18 protein-coding genes and 1 pseudogene are annotated in these 18,536 nt (G+C 62.8%); 12 read left to right on the plus strand and 7 right to left on the minus strand.

Annotated elements, in window-relative coordinates:
* Positions 1–66: 66 nt before the first annotated feature.
* Positions 67–263, plus strand: a pseudogene (locus tag ILFOPFJJ_RS24610) (molecular chaperone DnaJ); the annotation flags it as partial.
* Between the two features lie 287 nt (positions 264–550).
* Here ILFOPFJJ_RS24610 and uvrB read toward each other — a convergent pair.
* Positions 551–3,664, minus strand: a complete 3,114-nt coding sequence (uvrB, locus tag ILFOPFJJ_RS24615) for an excinuclease ABC subunit UvrB (protein WP_173513145.1) — start codon at positions 3,662–3,664, stop codon at positions 551–553.
* On the opposite strand from uvrB, the gene ILFOPFJJ_RS24620 reads away from it, so the two are divergent.
* On the plus strand, positions 3,622–4,830 hold the full coding sequence (locus tag ILFOPFJJ_RS24620; protein WP_173513146.1) for a DUF3137 domain-containing protein: 1,209 nt from the start codon (positions 3,622–3,624) through the stop codon (positions 4,828–4,830). The two genes, uvrB and ILFOPFJJ_RS24620, sit on opposite strands and share 43 nt — an antisense overlap.
* Before the next feature lie 77 nt (positions 4,831–4,907).
* Positions 4,908–5,261 carry a DMT family protein gene (locus ILFOPFJJ_RS24625; protein ID WP_173513147.1) on the plus strand — a complete coding sequence of 118 codons (354 nt, stop codon included), beginning with the start codon at positions 4,908–4,910 and terminating at the stop codon, positions 5,259–5,261.
* 196 nt (positions 5,262–5,457) lie between these two features.
* Here ILFOPFJJ_RS24625 and ILFOPFJJ_RS24630 read toward each other — a convergent pair whose 3' ends face one another.
* Both ILFOPFJJ_RS24630 and ILFOPFJJ_RS24635 read right to left on the minus strand, forming a co-directional pair.
* Positions 5,458–6,048 (minus strand): hypothetical protein, encoded by a 591-nt coding sequence (locus tag ILFOPFJJ_RS24630; RefSeq protein ID WP_173513148.1) that lies wholly within the window; start codon positions 6,046–6,048, stop codon positions 5,458–5,460.
* Between the two features lie 8 nt (positions 6,049–6,056).
* Positions 6,057–6,443 (minus strand): acyl-CoA thioesterase, encoded by a 387-nt coding sequence (locus ILFOPFJJ_RS24635; RefSeq protein WP_173513149.1) that lies wholly within the window; start codon positions 6,441–6,443, stop codon positions 6,057–6,059.
* Positions 6,444–6,654: 211 nt separating this feature from the next.
* Between ILFOPFJJ_RS24635 and ILFOPFJJ_RS24640 the strand changes: the two genes are divergently transcribed.
* The 6 genes from ILFOPFJJ_RS24640 (at position 6,655) to bigR (ending at position 13,180) form a co-directional block, all read left to right on the plus strand.
* The gene (locus ILFOPFJJ_RS24640; RefSeq protein WP_173513150.1) at positions 6,655–8,469 is read left to right on the plus strand and encodes a methyl-accepting chemotaxis protein; all 1,815 of its coding nucleotides are present in this window, start codon (positions 6,655–6,657) and stop codon (positions 8,467–8,469) included.
* A 261-nt stretch (positions 8,470–8,730) separates the two neighbouring features.
* Positions 8,731–9,231 (plus strand): Kazal-type serine protease inhibitor domain-containing protein, encoded by a 501-nt coding sequence (locus tag ILFOPFJJ_RS24645; RefSeq protein ID WP_173513354.1) that lies wholly within the window; start codon positions 8,731–8,733, stop codon positions 9,229–9,231.
* Positions 9,232–9,498: 267 nt separating this feature from the next.
* Positions 9,499–10,740, plus strand: coding sequence for an extensin-like domain-containing protein (locus ILFOPFJJ_RS24650; protein WP_173513355.1), 1,242 nt, complete (start codon positions 9,499–9,501; stop codon positions 10,738–10,740).
* 248 nt (positions 10,741–10,988) lie between these two features.
* Positions 10,989–11,810, plus strand: a complete 822-nt coding sequence (locus ILFOPFJJ_RS24655) for a sulfite exporter TauE/SafE family protein (protein ID WP_173513151.1) — start codon at positions 10,989–10,991, stop codon at positions 11,808–11,810.
* A gap of 133 nt (positions 11,811–11,943) precedes the next feature.
* Entirely contained in the window at positions 11,944–12,834 is an 891-nt protein-coding gene (locus ILFOPFJJ_RS24660) for an MBL fold metallo-hydrolase (protein ID WP_173513152.1), read from the plus strand.
* Between the two features lie 13 nt (positions 12,835–12,847).
* Positions 12,848–13,180 carry a sulfite-sensing transcriptional repressor BigR gene (gene bigR / locus ILFOPFJJ_RS24665; protein WP_173513153.1) on the plus strand — a complete coding sequence of 111 codons (333 nt, stop codon included), beginning with the start codon at positions 12,848–12,850 and terminating at the stop codon, positions 13,178–13,180.
* Here bigR and ILFOPFJJ_RS24670 read toward each other — a convergent pair.
* Positions 13,177–13,479 (minus strand): hypothetical protein, encoded by a 303-nt coding sequence (locus tag ILFOPFJJ_RS24670; protein WP_173513154.1) that lies wholly within the window; start codon positions 13,477–13,479, stop codon positions 13,177–13,179. The genes bigR and ILFOPFJJ_RS24670 overlap by 4 nt on opposite strands.
* 36 nt (positions 13,480–13,515) lie before the next feature.
* Between ILFOPFJJ_RS24670 and ILFOPFJJ_RS24675 the strand changes: the two genes are divergently transcribed.
* Both ILFOPFJJ_RS24675 and ILFOPFJJ_RS24680 read left to right on the plus strand, forming a co-directional pair.
* Positions 13,516–14,442 carry an ABC transporter ATP-binding protein gene (locus ILFOPFJJ_RS24675; RefSeq protein ID WP_173513155.1) on the plus strand — a complete coding sequence of 309 codons (927 nt, stop codon included), beginning with the start codon at positions 13,516–13,518 and terminating at the stop codon, positions 14,440–14,442.
* Positions 14,439–15,200, plus strand: coding sequence for an ABC transporter permease (locus ILFOPFJJ_RS24680; RefSeq protein ID WP_173513156.1), 762 nt, complete (start codon positions 14,439–14,441; stop codon positions 15,198–15,200). The genes ILFOPFJJ_RS24675 and ILFOPFJJ_RS24680 overlap by 4 nt, the downstream gene beginning before the upstream one ends.
* A 109-nt stretch (positions 15,201–15,309) precedes the next feature.
* On the opposite strand, the gene ILFOPFJJ_RS24685 is transcribed toward ILFOPFJJ_RS24680, so the two are convergent.
* From ILFOPFJJ_RS24685 to ILFOPFJJ_RS24695, 3 genes are all read right to left on the minus strand, one after another.
* Positions 15,310–16,011, minus strand: a complete 702-nt coding sequence (locus ILFOPFJJ_RS24685) for a TIGR02281 family clan AA aspartic protease (RefSeq protein WP_173513157.1) — start codon at positions 16,009–16,011, stop codon at positions 15,310–15,312.
* Complete coding sequence (locus ILFOPFJJ_RS24690; RefSeq protein WP_173513158.1) at positions 16,008–16,229, minus strand: DUF1289 domain-containing protein; 222 nt, start codon at positions 16,227–16,229, stop codon at positions 16,008–16,010. Before ILFOPFJJ_RS24690 ends, ILFOPFJJ_RS24685 begins: the two co-directional genes overlap by 4 nt.
* A 180-nt stretch (positions 16,230–16,409) precedes the next feature.
* The gene (locus tag ILFOPFJJ_RS24695) at positions 16,410–17,198 is read right to left on the minus strand and encodes an adenosylcobinamide-GDP ribazoletransferase (RefSeq protein WP_173513159.1); all 789 of its coding nucleotides are present in this window, start codon (positions 17,196–17,198) and stop codon (positions 16,410–16,412) included.
* A 234-nt stretch (positions 17,199–17,432) separates the two neighbouring features.
* Between ILFOPFJJ_RS24695 and cobT the strand changes: the two genes are divergently transcribed.
* Positions 17,433–18,449: a nicotinate-nucleotide--dimethylbenzimidazole phosphoribosyltransferase gene (gene cobT, locus ILFOPFJJ_RS24700; RefSeq protein WP_173513160.1), complete on the plus strand. Its 1,017-nt coding sequence runs from the start codon at positions 17,433–17,435 to the stop codon at positions 18,447–18,449.
* Positions 18,450–18,536 lie beyond the last annotated feature (87 nt).

Raw genomic sequence — 18,536 nt, forward strand, 5'->3', positions numbered from 1 at the left:
CAGATGTTCTCCCTCTTCCAGCGGGAGATGCCCGGATGGGACAGAGGAGGCGGCTCCGATTATCGGCGGCGCAGCGTTCATGCCGGCCGCCGCTCACGACCGCAGCTCGCCGACCCAAGAATCTTAAGGGTGTGATGCTGCTTGAGACGCTGGTCGACGACTTCATCCTCGACGAGCGCGGGTCCGGCAACTTCGATCCCGTCGCAGCGATGTGGCGCAAACTCTCCGACAATATCGCCAGGAACCGCCTCCATATCCGCGAAGATTATGCGCGGGCGTCGTTTGAGTTTAACAGGGCCAAGGAACAGAAAGAGGTTGCTGCTTCTTGTGCATACCGACTTTATCTTGACGACTCTGAAAGGCTTGCAAGCATGGAAGTACTTGATCCACCCACGTTGCTCCCCCTCATCGAGGAAGCGCTGGGAGCAGCGGCGGCCTTGCAGTAGTCTGCTCTTGATACCTTTGGCGCTGTCGACGGGGTGATCGTGTACGTACAGCCGACGCGCGTTTGCGGTAGATGCCTCGGGCTAAGGGGGAGTTGTTACTGTTACTAACTTCCCGGCCGCCCCGTTTTCCCTTTCGTCCGCCCCTTGCGTCGCTTCTCCTCCGCCGGATCCTCATAGGACCCCACACCCGGCTTCGCCCGGACCAGCGGCTTCTCCGGCACCTTCCCGGCCACCGGCTTTTCCGTCCGTCCAACGGTCATCTCGTCGAGCGTATTCTTGCGGAACAGCGATTGCTCGCGACCGGATTTGGCAGCGGGGACGGCCACGTCGCGGCCCATTTCGTCGAGGTCGGGTTTGCGGAAGAGGGGGCGTTCGGTGTCGGTGCCCGGGCCCATGTTGTCTAGCGAGGGTTTGGCGAAGTAGCTCCCGGATGCTTCGTCGGTGGTTGACGGGGCGGTACCCCCCTCTGTCCTGCCGGACATCTCCCCCACAGGGGGGGAGATTGCGCTGGGAGCGCCCTTGCTGCCTCGCTTGCCGCTCTCCTGCGACCTGGCCTCTTCTTTTGGTTTCCCTGTCGCGCCTTCGGCGCTCCGGGCCTCTTCCCGTGCCATCGGGTCGTCGAGGGCGGCTAGTTCCGCCGCCTTGAGGCGCTTGATCTCGTCGCGGAGGCGGGCGGCGGTTTCGAAGTCGAGGTCGGCGGCGGCGTCGCGCATCTGTTTTTCGAGGGCGTTGAGATGCGCCTGGAGGTTGTTGCCGACGAGGTGGCCGCCATCGGCAAAGCCCTTGCCGGAGATGCCGGAAATGTCGGCGCGGACGTGGTCGCGCTCGTAGACCGAATCGAGGATGTCGGAGATCTTCGCCTTCACCGATTCCGGCGTGATGCCATGTTCGAGGTTGTAGGCCATCTGCTTTTCGCGGCGGCGGGCGGTTTCCTCCATCGCGCGGCTCATGGAGCCGGTGATGGTGTCGGCATAGAGGATGACCTTGCCGTCGACGTTACGGGCGGCGCGGCCGATCGTCTGGATGAGCGAGGTTTCCGAACGCAGGAAACCTTCCTTGTCGGCATCGAGGATGGCGACGAAGCCGCATTCGGGGATGTCCAGGCCCTCGCGCAGGAGGTTGATGCCGACCAGCACGTCGAAGGCGCCGAGGCGCAGGTCGCGAATGATCTCGATGCGCTCCAGCGTGTCGATGTCGGAGTGCATGTAGCGCACCCGCACGCCCTGCTCATGCAGGTATTCGGTGAGGTCCTCGGCCATGCGCTTGGTGAGCACCGTGACGAGCGTGCGGTAGCCGGCGGCGGCGGTCTCGCGGATTTCTCCCAGCACGTCGTCGACCTGCGTCTTGGCCGAGCGCACTTCGACCGGCGGGTCGATAAGGCCGGTCGGGCGGATCACCTGTTCGGCGAAGACGCCGCCGGACTGTTCCATCTCCCAGCCGCCGGGGGTGGCCGAAACCGCGATCGTGTCGGGGCGCATTGCGTCCCATTCCTCGAAGCGCAGCGGCCGGTTGTCCATGCATGAGGGCAGGCGGAAGCCGTATTCGGCGAGCGTCGCCTTGCGGCGGAAGTCGCCGCGATACATGCCGCCGATCTGCGGAATGGTGACGTGGCTCTCGTCGATGAAGATCAGCGCGTTATCAGGAATATATTCGAACAGCGTCGGCGGCGGCTCGCCCGGCTTGCGGCCGGTCAGGTAGCGCGAATAGTTCTCGATGCCCTGGCAGGAGCCGGTGGCTTCCAGCATTTCGACGTCGTAGCGGGTGCGCTGCTCCAGCCGCTGCGCCTCCAGCAGCCGACCGGCGCGCTCCAGCTCGGCGAGGCGCTGCGTCAGCTCGTCCTTGATCGCCTTGATGGCGGCGTTCAGCGTCGGCCGCGGCGTCACATAGTGCGAGTTGGCGTAGATCTTCACCGACTTCAGGTCGCCGGTCTTCTGGCCGGTCAGCGGGTCGAACTCGGTGATCGCGTCGATCTCGTCGCCGAACATGGAGATGCGCCATGCGGCATCCTCCAGGTGGGCGGGGAAGATCTCGATCGTGTCGCCGCGGACGCGGAAGGAGCCGCGCTGGAAATCCATGTCGCGGCGCTTGTATTGCTGCGCCACCAGGTCGGCCAATAGTTGCCGCTGGTCGAGCCGGTCGCCGACATTCATCTGGAAGGTCATGGCCGTATAGGTCTCGACCGAGCCGATACCGTAGATGCAGGAGACGGAGGCGACGATGATCACGTCGTCGCGCTCGAGCAGCGAGCGCGTCGCCGAGTGGCGCATGCGGTCGATCTGCTCGTTGATCGAGGATTCCTTCTCGATATAGGTGTCCGAGCGCGGCACATAGGCTTCCGGCTGGTAGTAGTCGTAGTAGGAGACGAAATACTCGACCGCGTTGTCGGGGAAGAAGTTCTTGAACTCGGAATAGAGCTGGGCGGCGAGCGTCTTGTTCGGCGCAAGGATGACCGCCGGGCGTTGCGTCGCCTCGATCACCTTGGCCATGGTGAAAGTCTTGCCCGAGCCGGTGACGCCAAGCAGCACCTGATTGCGCTCGCCGGAGGTGAGGCCGTCGACGAGGTCGGCGATCGCCGTCGGCTGGTCGCCCGCGGGCTCGTAGTCCGATTGCATGCGGATGGCGATGCCGCCTTCGGACTTTTCCGGCCGGGCAGGGCGGTGCGGCGTCCAGAGCTTGCCGTCCTTGAACAGCGGGTTCCCGCTCTCGATCAGCTTGGAGAGCGCCTCGACGGTGGCGGTGACGCCGGAGCCTGCGGTCAACTTGTCGGCATCCTCCAGCGCGACATCGAGGCCGGCAACCGGATTGAGCCCGGCGGCGGCGCGCGTCTTCGGGTCGGTCGATCCGCCCATGGACGTGCCGCGGGCGGTCTTTCCGCTCACCGTTTTTCCGCTCACGCTGTCGGCGCGTTGCGCCTTCGCTCCGCGAGGGCCTCGCGTCAGCTCGGACGCCCGTTCGGGCTCGCGGCCTTCGGCCGATTCCTTCTTGGTAGCTGCCGCTTTGGACGCGGCAATTTCCACCTTTTTGCGATGCTTACCCGCCTTGGAGGCAACCTCGCGCTGGCTTTCGAAGGCGCTTGCTTCCGCCTCCGCCTCGAGCTGTTTCACCCAGTCGGAAACATTGCCTGACAGCGGCGTGCCGGAAAGCGGCGCCTGCGGGGCTTCTTCGAAACCGCTGGGTGCCGGCGGCTTCTTTCGGGGATCTTTCGGGGAATTTGCCATGGCCGGAATATGGACAGAGTCAGGTCGAAAGAAAAGGGGGAGTGAGTACAAAAGGGAAACGAAGCAGGTGTTTTTCCGGTGGCTTTGGTGGCCGCCGCATGCACGCGGCGATTGCGCCGCCACATGGGCTGTGCAAGATCGCTCGGGATCGGTTTCTGGAGGCAAGGGTGGAAACAACGCAGGAAAACACGGCCAGAACTGCTTTCGACGAAATCGCCCTGGCGCCGAGCGGCGAAACCCTGGCGAATGTCCGCGCCGCGGTGGAAGAATACAATGCCGCGAGGCTGCTTCACCAGGAGAAAGCGCGTCGGCGAAAATGGGGGATGCTTGGTCTTTACGCGGTGGCTTGTGCGACGGCGTTCTTTTCGCTCGATGAGCAGATCGCGGAGCAATACTTTGGCTTGATCTGCGTAACGGTGGTGATCGGGGGATTTGGCGTTCTGGCTTGGGCGCAGCATCCGGTGAGAAGGGCACGGCAGGCCTTGCGCGATCGAATTCTGCCGCAGGTCTTCGGGTTTGTGGGCGCCGTCGAGTATAGCCACGGTGTAAGGCCGCCGTTTTCACATGCCTTCGACAGCCTGAAGCTCGCGCTTTACGACAGCGATGATTACGGCGACATTATCACTGGCGTCTACGAGGGTACGAATTTTGCTGTTGCCGAGTTGAGCCTCCGCCACGGCAAGACGCCCGTTTTCCGTGGTGTCCTGTTGTGCGTGCATTTGAGCAAGGCCTTCCCCGGCCGGCTGATTGGAATCGAGCGTCCAAGCCTGCCGGAGCGTTTCGTCCGGGTCTTTACACTTGATCATTGGACCGTTGTACCGAGCGGCAGCCCCGAGCGTGACGGCACGCATGAATTTCGCTCCGACAACCCGGCAGCGGCCAAAGCAGTGCTGCGCGGGTCCCTGCTGAAGGCGCTGCAGCACCTTTCCGAGACGTGGCCGGCCGGTACCGTCCGCTTGGGGCTCGCGAGCAATGATTGCTTCCTGCTCATTCCGACGAAACACGACTTCTTCGAATTGCCTGACATCGGAGAGCAGATCGACTGTGAGCAGCATGTACTGCGAATGATCCGCGAACTTCTCGTACTGCTCGCGACCGCGAAACTCGCAGGCCAGATTGGTTGGGATGAGCTTTTACCCGGGGAGACCCTGGAAAGTGCGGATTGAGCACGGTGAGCCGCTTGCGGTGGCGATCTCGATCGGCTCATTCTCGGGCAAATGATTCGCGCTCTCCCGAGGTTTTCATGCCGTTCGCCATCAATCCCGCCTATGTCTGGCCGGTGCTGCTTCTGCTTGTCTCCAACGTCTTCATGACCTTTGCCTGGTATGGTCACCTGAAGTTCACGTCATCGCCGCTCTACATCGTCATCGTCGCAAGCTGGGGCATCGCCTTTTTCGAATACTGGCTGGCCGTGCCGGCCAATCGCATCGGCCATTCGGTCTATTCGGCGGCGCAGCTGAAGACGATGCAGGAGGTGATCACGCTCACCATCTTCGTCATCTTTTCGATTTTCTGGTTGAAGGAATCGATCGGCTGGAACCATGTCATCGGCTTCGCGCTGATCGCCGCCGGCGCCTCGTTCATTTTCAAGGGGTGAGGTCGGTTTGCAATGCCCCTCATCCGCCTGCCGGCACCTTCTCCCCGCAAGCGGGGAGAAGGGACAAGCGGCTCGCTCCCGATTCCCCTCTCCCCGCGTGCGGGGAGAGGGCTAGGGTGAGGGGCAGGAGCGCCTACGTTGGCGAAAGCGCAGACGGCTATTGGATGGCTCGTCGCGAGGCGGAATTTCGGCGCCATCAACTAAGCAGATCAAAAGCGCGATAGATCCAGATCAGTTGGTAGAGCAGGCCACCGACGAGGAAGATCGCATGAAACCGCCTGTTCGGCGTCCAGGCGGCGGCGACGCACAGGATGATGTAGGCCGCGTTGCGCAGCGGATATTCGAGGCCGTAGCTTTCGAAATGGGCTTTGCCCTTGAGCGCCGTATCGAGGAGGTCGACCGCAAAGGCGACTGCGAGGAAGCCGAAGAACCACGCCCGCCGCGACAGGAAATACTCCTCGTAGCCGGCATATTCGTCCAGCGAGGTCGGAAACAGCAGCACGCAGAGAAAGAAGTAGATGCAGGCGTAGAGACTGACAAAGAGGTAGACGCTGAAATCGATCACTGCGAGCGAATGCAGGTAGTATTCCCACCACCAGAAATGCAGCAGGAAAACGAACATGAACAGCACCCAGCCAAGGTGAATCCAGTAGACCTTGGTCTTGCCGGGGTGCTGGACGAAAAGTGCCACGCCGCTCAGGAGCCGCGCCAGACTGAGGCTGATGATCATGCCCATGACGATGCGAATATGGGAGAAGATCGCCGGATCTGGCGCGGGCGCATCCATCCGGTTGCCTATTCTTCCGGTACCGGCGTCGGCTTGCCGGTGGAATCGAGCGCCACCATCACGAAGATCGCGTCCGTGACCTTCTCCATGACATGGGAGAGGTAACGCTGTGCCCAAGCCTCCACCTTCAAAGTCATCGACGTGCGCCCGACCTTGACGATGTCGGTGTAGATGCACAGCGTGTCGCCGATCTTCACGGGCATGGCGAAGGCCATTTCCTTGACCGCCGCCGTTACCACGCGGCCCCTGGCGCGTTCGGCGGCGCGGATGCCGCAGGAGAGGTCCATCTGGGCCATGACCCAGCCGCCGAAGATATCGCCGGCGGCATTGGCGTCGCCCGGCATGGCGAGTGTCCGCAAGGTAAGCTCGCCGTTCGGCTTGATCGCGTCGGTCATTAGCTTGTCTCCCTGTTGTCGAACAAGATCTATCGCATGGCCGGCGGGCAGGGAAAGAGCACCGGCCGACAAATCCGCGTGGAGTGAGGCCGTCGTGAAGTGTTCAACCGTTTTCAAGTCGTTAATTGAGCACCGCGAAAATTAGTGATTCTTTGTTAGGGGCTTTGCAAAGACCTGCTCCTATCCTGCAGTCTCAAAGTGGAGGCTGGGGATGAGAAAATTTCGGATTTCGGCGCGTCTCTACGCGCTGGTCGGGTTCGCGCTGCTGACGATGGCGGCGGCGCTGACGTTTAGTCTCGTGCAGGCGCAGGACAGGCTCGTCGCAGAGCGCAAGGCCATGCTTGCCGCAATGAACGAGAACGCGATCACGGTGTTCGACGCCTATTTCAAGCAGGAGCAGGCCGGAACGCTTTCGCGGGAGGAGGCGCAGAAGCGAGCCCTCGAAGCGGTCAAGGCTATGCGCTATCAGGGCAGCGGCTATTTCTGGGTAAACGACATGCATCCAACCATGGTCATGCATCCGATCAAGCCTGAGCTTGACGGCGCGGACCTGACGGCCAACAAGGACCCCAACGGCAAGTATCTCTTCGTGGAATTCGTGAAGACGGTGCAGGCGCACGGCAAGGGTTTCGTCGACTACTACTGGCCGAAGCCGGGCGCCGAGGAACCGGTGCTGAAATATTCCCATGTCGCCGGCTTCGAGCCCTGGGGCTGGGTGGTCGGCACGGGCGTCTATGCCGACGATCTCGCCGCGATGTTCCGCGAGCGCGCCTGGCAGATGGCCGGCATTCTCGCTGCAGCGGCGCTGGCGATCCTGATGGCGGCGCTTGCGATCGTGCGCAGCGTCGTGCGGCCGGTCGAGAAGCTGAAAGTCTCGATGCAGGCGATTGCCGACGAGGATCTTTCCTCCGACGTGCCGGAAACCGATCGCGGCGACGAAATCGGCCAGATGGCCAAGGTACTGGTCGTGCTTCGCGATTCGGTGCGGGAGCGGCTCGAATTGCGCTCGCGCGAAGCGGAGCAGCAGGACAGGCTGAATGCGGAACGGAGCAGCAGCGAGGAACGCCAGCGTGCCACCGCCGAGGCGCAGGCGGATGCGATGGACACGATCGGCGCGGCGCTGGAGCGGCTGGCGAGCGGCGACCTGACTGCCGAAGTCGAGCAGATCGCTCCGGAATACGCCAAGCTGCGGAAAGACTTCAACACCGCTGTCGCGGCGCTTCGCGATGTCATCGGCGCCATCTCGCAGTCGACTGAAATCGTCCACGGCAGCGCCGGGGATATCTCGGAGGCAGCCAACAATCTGTCCCGCCGCACCGAGCAGCAGGCGGCGGCCCTCGAGGAGACCGCGGCAGCTCTCGACGAGATCACCTCGATCGTTCGCCATGCCTCGGACCGCGCCCACGAGGCGCGCGACATGGTCAACGAGACGAAGGCAAGCGCGGCGAAATCCGGCGGCATCGTTCGCAATGCGATCGACGCCATGGGGCGGATCGAAGCATCCTCCAGCCGGATCAGCCAGATCATCGGCGTGATCGACGAAATCGCCTTCCAGACCAACCTGCTTGCGCTCAATGCCGGCGTCGAGGCGGCGCGGGCAGGCGAGGCGGGCCGCGGCTTCGCCGTCGTCGCCCAGGAGGTGCGCGAGCTTGCCCAGCGCTCGGCCGGTGCCGCCAAGGAGATCAAGGATCTCATCAGCGCCTCGGTCAAGGAAGTGGGCGCCGGGGTGGAACTGGTGCGCTCGACCGGCGATGCTCTGATGGAGATCGAAACCCTGGTCAATCGCGTAAACGAGCAGGTCGCATCGATCGCGACGGCCTCGCGGGAGCAGGCGACGGGCCTACAGGAGGTGAACACTGCCGTCAACAGCATGGACCAGATGACGCAACAGAATGCCGCGATGGTGGAGGAAACCACCGCCGCAAGCCAGACGCTGGCGCAGGAGAGCCGCGAGCTCAAGGTGCTGCTCGAGAAATTCTGCCTGCAGGAAAGACATCGTCAGGCGGTTTATGGCAGGGCGGCCTGAGAGATAAGAAGACGTCTTGCAAAAACTGGCCCGCGTTCCAACGCGGGCTTTTTTGCATGCGGACGCGATCCTATCGGCGGTTGTATGCGAAGGCGCGCAACTCGCGGCACTTGACGTAATAGCGCGGGCCGGGTCAGATGCGGTGGCGGAGGGGATTGGCCGTGGCAGGTCGGTCGCTTGGGGCCCATTGATTCGATCCGGAGGGGATTACCTGTGTCGCTTCTCAAGCTTTTCATCGCTCGGCCGTCCGCTGTCATCCTGATGGCAATTGCCTTCCTTTCGGCCTGCACCGTCGTGGTGGAGGAACCGCGGCCCGGCCCGGGGCCAATCCGCCCGCCGGGTCCGCCAATGTGCACCATGGAATTCGCCCCCGTTTGCGGTGAGCGCGGTAACCGGCTCAGAACATTCCCGAATGCCTGCCAGGCGCGGGCCGACGGCTTCCGCGTGGTGCATCGCGGCGAGTGCCGCCCCGACAATCGTCCGCCACAGCAAGCCTGCACACGCGAATTTGCACCCGTTTGCGGTCAGCGTGGGCCACGGACACAGACGTTCCCGAATGCCTGTGTGGCGCGCGCGGAGGGTTTCCGGGTGATCGCGCCGGGCGAATGCCGCGGTGGCGGCCGTCCTCCGGAGCAGCAGTTCTGCACGCGGGAATTCGCCCCGGTCTGCGGTCTGCGCAGCGGGCGCATGCGCACCTTCCCGAATGCGTGCGAGGCACGCGCCGACGGGTTCAGTGTCATCCATGGCGGAGAGTGCCGCTGACGTCCTGTAAGTATCGTTGATCTGGATTTCAGGCCCGCAGTCGAATGGGTGCGGGCCTTTTCACGTATCGGCTCGCGGCGGTTCGTTGCCCTGATATGGGAGGTTTCCGGAAAGGCTTCGTTTACCGTGTTTCCATAAAGTGCGAACGAGATCCGGCTTTTTAAGCCGTGCGCCAGCTTGACGACACAGGCGGCAGCGACGGTTACGGCTGGGGCGGCGGCGCATCGACAACGCTTCGGCTTGTCGTGGATGAAGGCGGCAATGAGTATGGCGTATGTTTCTCTTCTCCATCGGCCGTTGACGGCGCTGGTGCTGGCCGCGTCCCTGGTCGCCTGCACGACCGACGTCCTCGCGCCTTCGGCCCGGGTCGACGGAGGCGCCCGCGTCAGCGCCATCGAGCCGGTGCGTGCCGATAGCCGCCCGCAGCAGGAAATGGCGGCGGCTTACCCGTCAGGTGAACCCGTTGCGGCGTCAACCGGGAGTGTCGTGCCCGCCGAGCCGAGCGCGCAGACGGAGCGCGGGCTGCCGATGATCGATAGCGAGCCGATGCCGACGGCGGAAGCGCAAACGGCAGGCGCCGGTCCGACGGCGATACCCGCCGAAGGCGTCAACATGGACGCGATGCTCGGGGTTCAGCCGGTCGTCGGACTTGCCGAGGAGCAGAGCAACGAGATTGCCGAGGGTAATGCCAGCCAGCCCGTGGTCGCCGGCATCGGTGAGGACAATATACGTCAACTCGGCGGATCCGCGGGGCCGGTGCCCGTATCCGAACCGAACGTCGATTACGACCCCGACCTGCCGCCGTTGATGCCGGGACAGATCCCGGCAGAGGAAGCGAAGCAGCCGCGTTACATGGAACGGCAACGGGTCGTCCAGCCCGCGCAGGAACCCCAGCAGGTCGCCCTCCTGCCACGCGCGCGCAATCCGCTTTCCGCGCCGGAATACACCGGCGAAATGCCACGCGCGGAGATCGCCTGCCGCCAGCGCCTGAAAAAGCTCGGCGTCGTCTTCCGCGATGTCGCGCGCATCAGCAACGGGCCGTCCTGCGGCATCGATTATCCGATCGAGTTGAGTGGCCTCTCCGGCGGTATTGGCGTGAAACCGGCGGTGAAGCTCAACTGCCAGGTGACCGAAGCCTTCGCCAAATGGGTCAAATACGAACTCGCACCGTCTTCGCGCTACCGCTACTGGTCCGGCGTCAAGACGATCAAGCCGCTCGGCGGCTACTCCTGCCGTACGATGAACTCCCGACGCGGCAATCCGATGTCCGAACATGCGCGCGGCAATGCCATAGATGTCGGCAAATTCATTCTGAAGAATGGCAAGGAGATCGACGTCCGCAGGAAGGGCTTCTTCGCCTTTCGTGAACGCGGCCTCCTGAAAGCCGTGCGCTCCGACAGTTGCAAATATTTCAACACCGTGCTTGGCCCCGGCAGCGACCCGTTCCACAAGGACCATTTCCACTTCGACCTGAGGACGCGCAAATCCGGCTATAGGCATTGCGACTAGAAAGCCGTGCGTTCAAGCGAGCGCATAAGGCAGCTCCAGCGACGATTGCAGGCGGAAAAAAAGAGGCCGGCGGGGAAGCCGGCCAAACCCGGAGAATAGGGGGAGACTCCGGAGTGCAAATCACGGGAAGCGAGGGCTTCACGCCAGGTCAAAGTGATTGAAAAGCATCACCGTTTCATGACAGTGATAGGCAAGCAGTCCTGATCCGGATTGTTCTTTGCCGGATTCCAGCCAAATCGAGTTTCTTCATGCCGCCAGTTTCGGAATTGATGATGTTTGCACTGGCGCTGGCGGCGGCCGGCGTCGTCGCCGGCGTGCTCGCCGGGCTTTTCGGTATCGGCGGCGGGGCCATCCTCGTGCCGGTCTTCTATCAGGTCTTCGGCCTGCTCGGTATCGATGACGCGGTCAGGATGCATCTTTCCGTCGGCACGTCGCTCGCGATCATCGTTCCGACCTCGGTCCGGTCGTTTCTGGCGCATTATCGCCGCGGCGTGGTCGATCTCGACCTGTTGCGCAACTGGATCGTGGCAGTGCCGCTCGGCGCGATCCTCGCTTCGGTGATTGCGGCCCATGTCGGCAGCGAGACGCTGCGTCTGATCTTCGCGGTGATTGCGCTCGCCTTGGCCTTCCGGATGATCTTCAACCGTTCGAGTTGGCACATCGGCACGGATCTGCCGAAGAATCCGGTCAAATGGCTGGTCGGAGTCGCGATCGGCATTCTCTCCGGCCTCATGGGGATCGGCGGCGGCGTGCTCAACAACACCTTCATGACGCTGCACAACCGACCGATACACCAGGCGGTCGCCACGTCCGCCGGCGTTGGCGTGCTGATCTCCATCCCCGGCCTGTTCGGCTATGTCTGGGCGGGGTGGGGCGAGGCGGGCCTTCCGCCGCTTTCGACCGGCTTCATCAACTGGATCGCGGTGGCGCTGATCATCCCCATAACCTTGCTCGTCGCGCCGCTCGGGGTGCGGCTTGCCCATGCCATGGACAGACGACAGCTCGAGGCGGGATTCGGGATTTTCATGGTGCTCGTCGCCATCCGGTTCTTCTACAGCCTCTACGGCTGAACGGAACGAAACGTCACGTCTTCAATGAGTTGTGCACTTGGCCACCGTCGCGCCGCCGGTGGCGTTTTGTTTGCTCAGGTCCACAATATATAATGTACTTAATCATATATTATATGACTTTATGGAGGCGATCATGCCTGCAAACCTCATTGCAAAACCGGAGGTCAAAGGCTTCTACGAGTGCCGGACGGGAAGCATCCAGTATGTCGTTTCCGATCCGGCGACGAAGCGCTGCGTGATCATCGACCCCGTGCTTGATTTCGACGAGAAATCGGGAGCGACGGCGACGGTGCAGGCGGACCTGATCCTCGACTACGTCACCGGCAACGATCTGACTGTCGATTGGATCCTGGACACCCATCCTCACGCGGATCATTTTTCCGCCGCAGCCTATTTGAAGGGAAAGACCGGCGCGCCGATCGCGATTGGCGCCGAGATCCGCCAGGTGCAATGTCTCTGGAAGAAAATCTACAATTGGCCGGAGTTGGCGGCGGACGGCTCGCAGTGGGATCATCTCTTCGCCGATGGCGAACGCTTTTCCGTCGGTTCCATGGAAGCCTATGTCATCCATTCGCCGGGACACACGCTGGCGTCCGTGACCTATGTCATCGGCGACGCGGCCTTCGTGCACGATACGATCTTCATGCCGGACAGCGGCACTGCCCGGGCCGATTTTCCGGGCGGGGATGCGCGTCAGTTGTGGCGCTCGATCAATGCCATCCTTGCCCTGCCGGACGAGACCCGCGTCTTTACCGGCCATGACTACCGGCCGGATGGCCGCGAAGCACGCTGGGAAAGCACGGTCGGCGAAGAAAAGCGCTGCAATGCGCATGTGGTCGGCCTGACGGAGGACGACTTTGTTCAATTGCGCCAAGCGCGCGACAAGTCGTTGCCGATGCCGAAGCTGATCCTGCATGCGTTGCAGGTCAATATTTGCGGCGGTCGACTACCGGAGCCGGAGTCGAACGGTGCGCGCTACCTGAAGTTTCCGCTGAATGCGCTGCTGGGCGCGGCGTGGAACTGACGGGAGAATGACGATGGGTACCGTGATGAAATTGCGAAACGTGCGCCCGGACATGAGCGTGCGGGCCGGTGAGGCGGCGGCGCTGTTGAAGACGCTCGCCAACCAGAACCGACTGATGATCGTCTGCACGCTTGTCGAAGGAGAACACTCGGTCGGCCAGTTGGCGGAGATGCTTGGCATCCACCAGCCGACCTTGTCGCAGCAACTGACGGTGCTGCGCGAGGCCGGCATCGTGGCGACGCGGCGCGACGCCAAGCAGATCTTCTATCGTCTCGCCGAGGAAAAGGCCTCGCGGCTGGTGATGGCGCTTTACGAGATCTTCTGCCGCGAGGGCCGGAAGCGTTAACTGCTGACCATCGGAATGCGCTTGCAGGCGGCTGCTGATCGGCCTTTTCGCGGCGGTGCTGATGCGGGCGAACGCTCGCCGCGATATTCATGGATGGGAATGACTTGCGCCCTGATGGCGCCAAACTGCCTGGCGCGTTGCGCAGCCAGGCGACGTAGCGGTTCGCTAACCGCTTTGTCGAAAGTGCCGCCCGCGCCTGCGATAATCGCCGCGAATGCGATCGGTTTGCGGTGTGTCGCAGGGAATTTTGCCCTGCATGGGCTGCAATTCCCTGCGAATTGGCCCATATAGAGCGGCATCCTGCCACTCCTGCACCATTTCCCGGATCCCTTCGCATGGCGCCCATCGTTTCCGTTTCCAATCTCTCGAAGACCTATGCATCGGGCTTCAAGGCGCTGAAGGGCGTCGATCTCGATATTGAGCAAGGTGAAATCCTTGCGTTGCTCGGGCCGAACGGCGCAGGCAAGACGACGATGATTTCGATCATCTGCGGCATCGTCAATCCAAGCGGAGGCGAGGTCACCGTCGGCGGCCACGACGTCGTGCGCGACTTTCGCCAGACGCGGGCAATGATCGGCCTTGTGCCGCAGGAACTTACCACCGACGCCTTCGAGACTGTGTGGAATACCGTCTCCTTCTCGCGCGGGCTGCACGGCAAGAAGCCGGATCCCGCCCATATCGAGAAGGTGTTGAAGGATCTGTCGCTCTGGGACAAGAAGGACAACATGTTGCGCGAGCTTTCGGGCGGCATGAAGCGGCGCGTGCTGATCGCGAAGGCGCTCTCGCATGAACCGCGGGTGCTCTTCCTGGACGAGCCGACGGCTGGCGTGGACGTCAATCTGCGCAAGAGCATGTGGGACGTCGTCAGGCGGCTTCGCGCTTCAGGCGTGACGATCATTCTGACCACGCATTACATCGAAGAGGCGGAAGAGATCGCCGACCGGATCGCTGTTATCAACGGCGGGGAAATACTGCTGGTCGAGGACAAGGCCGCGCTGATGACGAAGCTCGGCCGCAAGCAGTTGCGCGTCGATCTCGCCCAACCGTTGGACCGCCTGCCCGATACGCTATCCACCTACAACCTGACGCTCGAGGGCGACGGCAACTGTCTGATCTATGACTACGACACGAGCGCCGAGCGGACCGGTATCACCTCGCTGCTCGCCGCGCTTGCCGAAGCGGGAATCAGGCTCAAGGACATTTCCACGCGACAGAGTTCGCTGGAGGACATTTTCGTCGAGATCGTGGGGGCAGAGCGATGAACATCGAGGCAGTCAAGTCGATCTATTTCTTCGAGATGGCGCGTACTCGCCGCACCCTGCTGCAGAGCGTCGTGTCGCCGGTCATATCCACCTCGCTTTATTTCATCGTCTTCGGCGCGGCGATCGGCGCACGTATCCAGGAGATCGACGGCATCTCCTATGGCGCCTTCATCACCCCCGGTCTGATGATGCTGACGCTTCTGACGCAATGCATCGGCAACGGTTCCTTCGGCATCTATTTCCCGAAGTTCACCGGCACGATTTATGAAGTGTTGTCGTCGCCGATATCGATGGTGGAAATCGTGCTTGGCTATGTCGGCGCGGCGGCAACCAAGGGGCTCATGATCGGCACGATCATCCTGGCGACAGCCTCGCTCTTCGTCGATCTCTCGATCGCCCATCCCTTCGTCATGCTGTTCTTCTTCGTGCTGACGGCGGTGACGTTCAGCCTGTTCGGCTTCATCATCGGCATCTGGGCCAAGGACTTCGAACAGCTGAACCTGATCCCGATGCTGGTCGTGCCGCCGCTCGTCTTTCTCGGCGGCAGCTTCTATTCCATCGACATGCTGCCGCCGTTCTGGCGCGCGGTCAGCCATTTCAACCCGGTGCTCTATCTGATCAGCGGCTTCCGCTGGAGTTTCTTCGAGATTTCCGACGTCAATCCGATCGCGAGCGCCGTCATCATCGTCGTCTTCCTGACGCTCTGCATGGCGGTGCTGACCTGGATCTTCCGGACCGGCTACAAACTTCGTAACTGACGGTCGGACTAGAGCGCCGTGCGTTCAAGTGAACGCACAAAGGACGCTCTAGCACTTTGATTCTAGAGCATCTTATCCGCTTTCGTGATCCACCCGAAAGCGGGATGCTCTAGTCGCGCAGCCTGAGTTCGTCCGCGCGCATCTGGAGGAAGTCGAGGGTCGAAATGAAGCTCATGCCGAGAAGGCTGCGGTCGAGCCTTCCCTCCGCCGCGACCATTGCGCGGATATTCCGGCGCTCGATCGGGCCGATGGCGATGTCCGACAGAATAACCGGGGCAGCGAGCGCCCGGCCATTCGCAGTCATCACCGTCACGGTGTAGCTGAGGTTCGCCGGATCGAGGCCGATCCTTTCGGCGTCTTCATAGGTGAGCGCGACACTGCTCGCGCCGGTATCGACCAGCATGCTGACGCCGTGGCCGTTGATCCTGGCGTCGGCGGCGAATTGGCCGTCGAGACGGCGTTGCAGCACAACCTCCTGCTGCCCCTCGCTGTCGGTAATCACCATCGCCCGTCCGGGCATCAGGCCTGTCAGCAGCCTGTCTCCGACCGACCGCAGTTCGAAACGGTAGACATAGACGGAGACCAGCGCGAGGGCGATCAGGAACCAGATGAAGATCTGGCGCAAGCCTTCGCCCAGGCGTCCCCGGCTGCGCAGGATGCCGGCGCTGAGCAGCGTGGCGAGGGCGCCGAGCGCAACAAGGCGCCCGAAATCATCATTGTTGATGCCGAAGGTTTGGCCGCTCTCGTGGTTGATGATCAGAAGCGCAAGGCCGATCGCGAGGATTGCCAGCAAAAGTATCAGACGATTCATGCGCCGCTTCGTTCCCGCGCCATGCGCGACCGGCGTGTCTCGCGCCGCGGCTTGCGCTCCACCGTATCGAGCCGCGCGGGCAGGGCCGCCATGATGCTGTGCCGTTGCGCGTCGGTGTAGAGCGTCCAGGCACCGATCTCTTCACGCGTGCGGCCGCAGCCGAAACAGTAGCCGGTTCTTTCGTCGATCGAACAAACGAGAATACAGGGGGATTCCATGGTTCAGGGCTTACTCTGTTTTGTGCCGAAGTGGTTCGCTGCCAGTATCCCGTTTTCACTCGGACCTGCTGCATGTTTCCTAAATCCTAGCCGATTTAAGGATAAAAACATGCAGCAATTCAAAGTGCTGTCCTTTGCGCGCCCAATCAAGACGCGGCGCTCTAAAACAATATTGGCGTTTCAGATCGCCAGCGCAAGGGCGCCGAGAATGGCGATCTCGGTCAACTGCTGGGTCGCGCCGATCGTATCGCCGGTATGGCCGCCGAGTTTGCGGGACGCGATCTTTCCAAAGGCCTTTACGGTGAGCGCGAAGGCGGCAAGCGCGAGCAGCACGGCGATGGTGGGAACGCCGGCCGCATAGAACAGGAGCAGCGAGAAAAGAACGGCGGATCCGAGCGCTGTAGACGTCGCGCGCGGGTCGGGCGTACCGGCCGATGCGGCCACTCCGTCGCGGCGCGCAGCCGGCAGGCGCGACCAGTGCCAGACCATGGCGCCGCGGGTCAGCGCGCTTACTGCGAGGAGCGCGAGCCCCGCGTCGATCGGCCCGAGCAGCGGCAGGAAGGACGCGAGCGCCGAGACGCGCAGGCCGACGGAAAGGATCAGAGCCAATGCGCCATAGGTCCCGACGCGGCTGTCCTTCATGATCTCGAGCGCGCTTTCGCGGTCGCGGCCGCCGCCAAAGCCATCGGCGGTGTCGCCGAGACCGTCCTCGTGCAAGGCTCCGGTGACGAGGGCTTGCACTGCGATCACAAGGAAGGCGGTGAAGAGTGAACTCACGTGAAGCGCCATCAGAGTTGCCGCCAGAACGGCCGCGGGCAGGGCGATCAGCATGCCGGCGAAGGGAAAGGCGCGCACGACACGTTCGAGCCGCCCGTCATGATCCACGAAATGGCGCTGCGGCATGGGAATGCGGCTGAGGAAGGCGACCGCCCTCGCCACGTCGTCCCAGAGATCGCCGATATATGTCATTGCCCCTCCTGCGACCCCTCTGCAGCGCCGCGCGGCTTACGCGCAAAGGACGCTGTAGTGCTTCGCTGCATGTCTTATCCTTAAATCGACTAAGGAAACATGCAGCAGGCCGAATCGTCGCGCCTCGCCCGATCATGCTCCGGCGACAGCATCTGGCGCAAATGCCGTTGCCGGACGCGGTCCCAGGCTCTATGACGTGCGCCAACCGACGCTTCTTACCTGCAAGGATTCTCCATGAGTGCCAGCGGCCTTCCGTTCGATGACTTCCGCGAATTGTTGCGCAACCTGCCGGGGCCGGACTCGGCGGCGCTCGTGGCCGCGCGCGAACGGGACGGGCAATTGACGAAGCCGCCGGGCGCGCTTGGGCGTCTCGAGGAAATCGCCTTCTGGCTCGCCGCCTGGACCGGCCGCGCGCCGGCAGTCACCCGGCCGCTGGTCGCGATCTTCGCCGGCAATCATGGTGTGACCCGCCAGGGTGTGACGCCCTTTCCACCGTCGGTGACGGCGCAGATGGTGGAGAATTTTGCCGCCGGCGGCGCGGCGATCAACCAGATCTGCATCAGCCATGATCTTGGCCTCAAGGTGTTCGATCTCGCGCTCGACTATCCGACCGGCGACATCACGGAGGAGGCTGCCCTTTCCGAGCGCGACTGCGCGGCGACCATGGCCTTCGGCATGGAAGCGATCGCCGGTGGAACCGATCTCCTCTGCATCGGCGAGATGGGTATCGGCAATACGACGATTGCGGCTGCGATCAACCTCGGCCTCTATGGCGGCACTGCGGAGGAGTGGGTCGGACCGGGAACGGGTTCGGAAGGCGAGGTGCTGAAGCGCAAGATCGCCGCGGTCGAGAAAGCCGTGGCGCTCCATCGCGACCACCTCTCGGATCCGCTCGAACTGATGCGCCGGCTCGGCGGACGCGAAATCGCGGCGATGGCCGGCGCGATTCTCGCCGCGCGCATCCAGAAGGTTCCCGTAATCATCGACGGTTACGTCGCAACGGCGGCGGCGGCGATTCTCAAGGCCGCGAATCCATCGGCACTCGATCATTGCCTGATAGGCCATGTCTCCGGCGAGCCTGGACATATGCGCGCGATCGAGAAGCTTGGCAAGACGCCGCTGCTGGCACTCGGCATGCGGCTTGGCGAAGGCACGGGTGCCGCGCTTGCAGCGGGCATCGTGAAGGCGGCGGCCGCCTGCCACAGCGGCATGGCGACCTTCGCCCAGGCCGGCGTCAGCAACAAGGGGTGAGTGGTCCGCGGCGGCAAGGTGGCAAATCGATTCCGAATTCGTGGAATCCTGCGGCAGCCTTGTTCTTGGCGCGACCACGTGCCACCG

Source organism: Sinorhizobium psoraleae, assembly GCF_013283645.1.
Taxonomy (GTDB): domain Bacteria; phylum Pseudomonadota; class Alphaproteobacteria; order Rhizobiales; family Rhizobiaceae; genus Sinorhizobium; species Sinorhizobium psoraleae.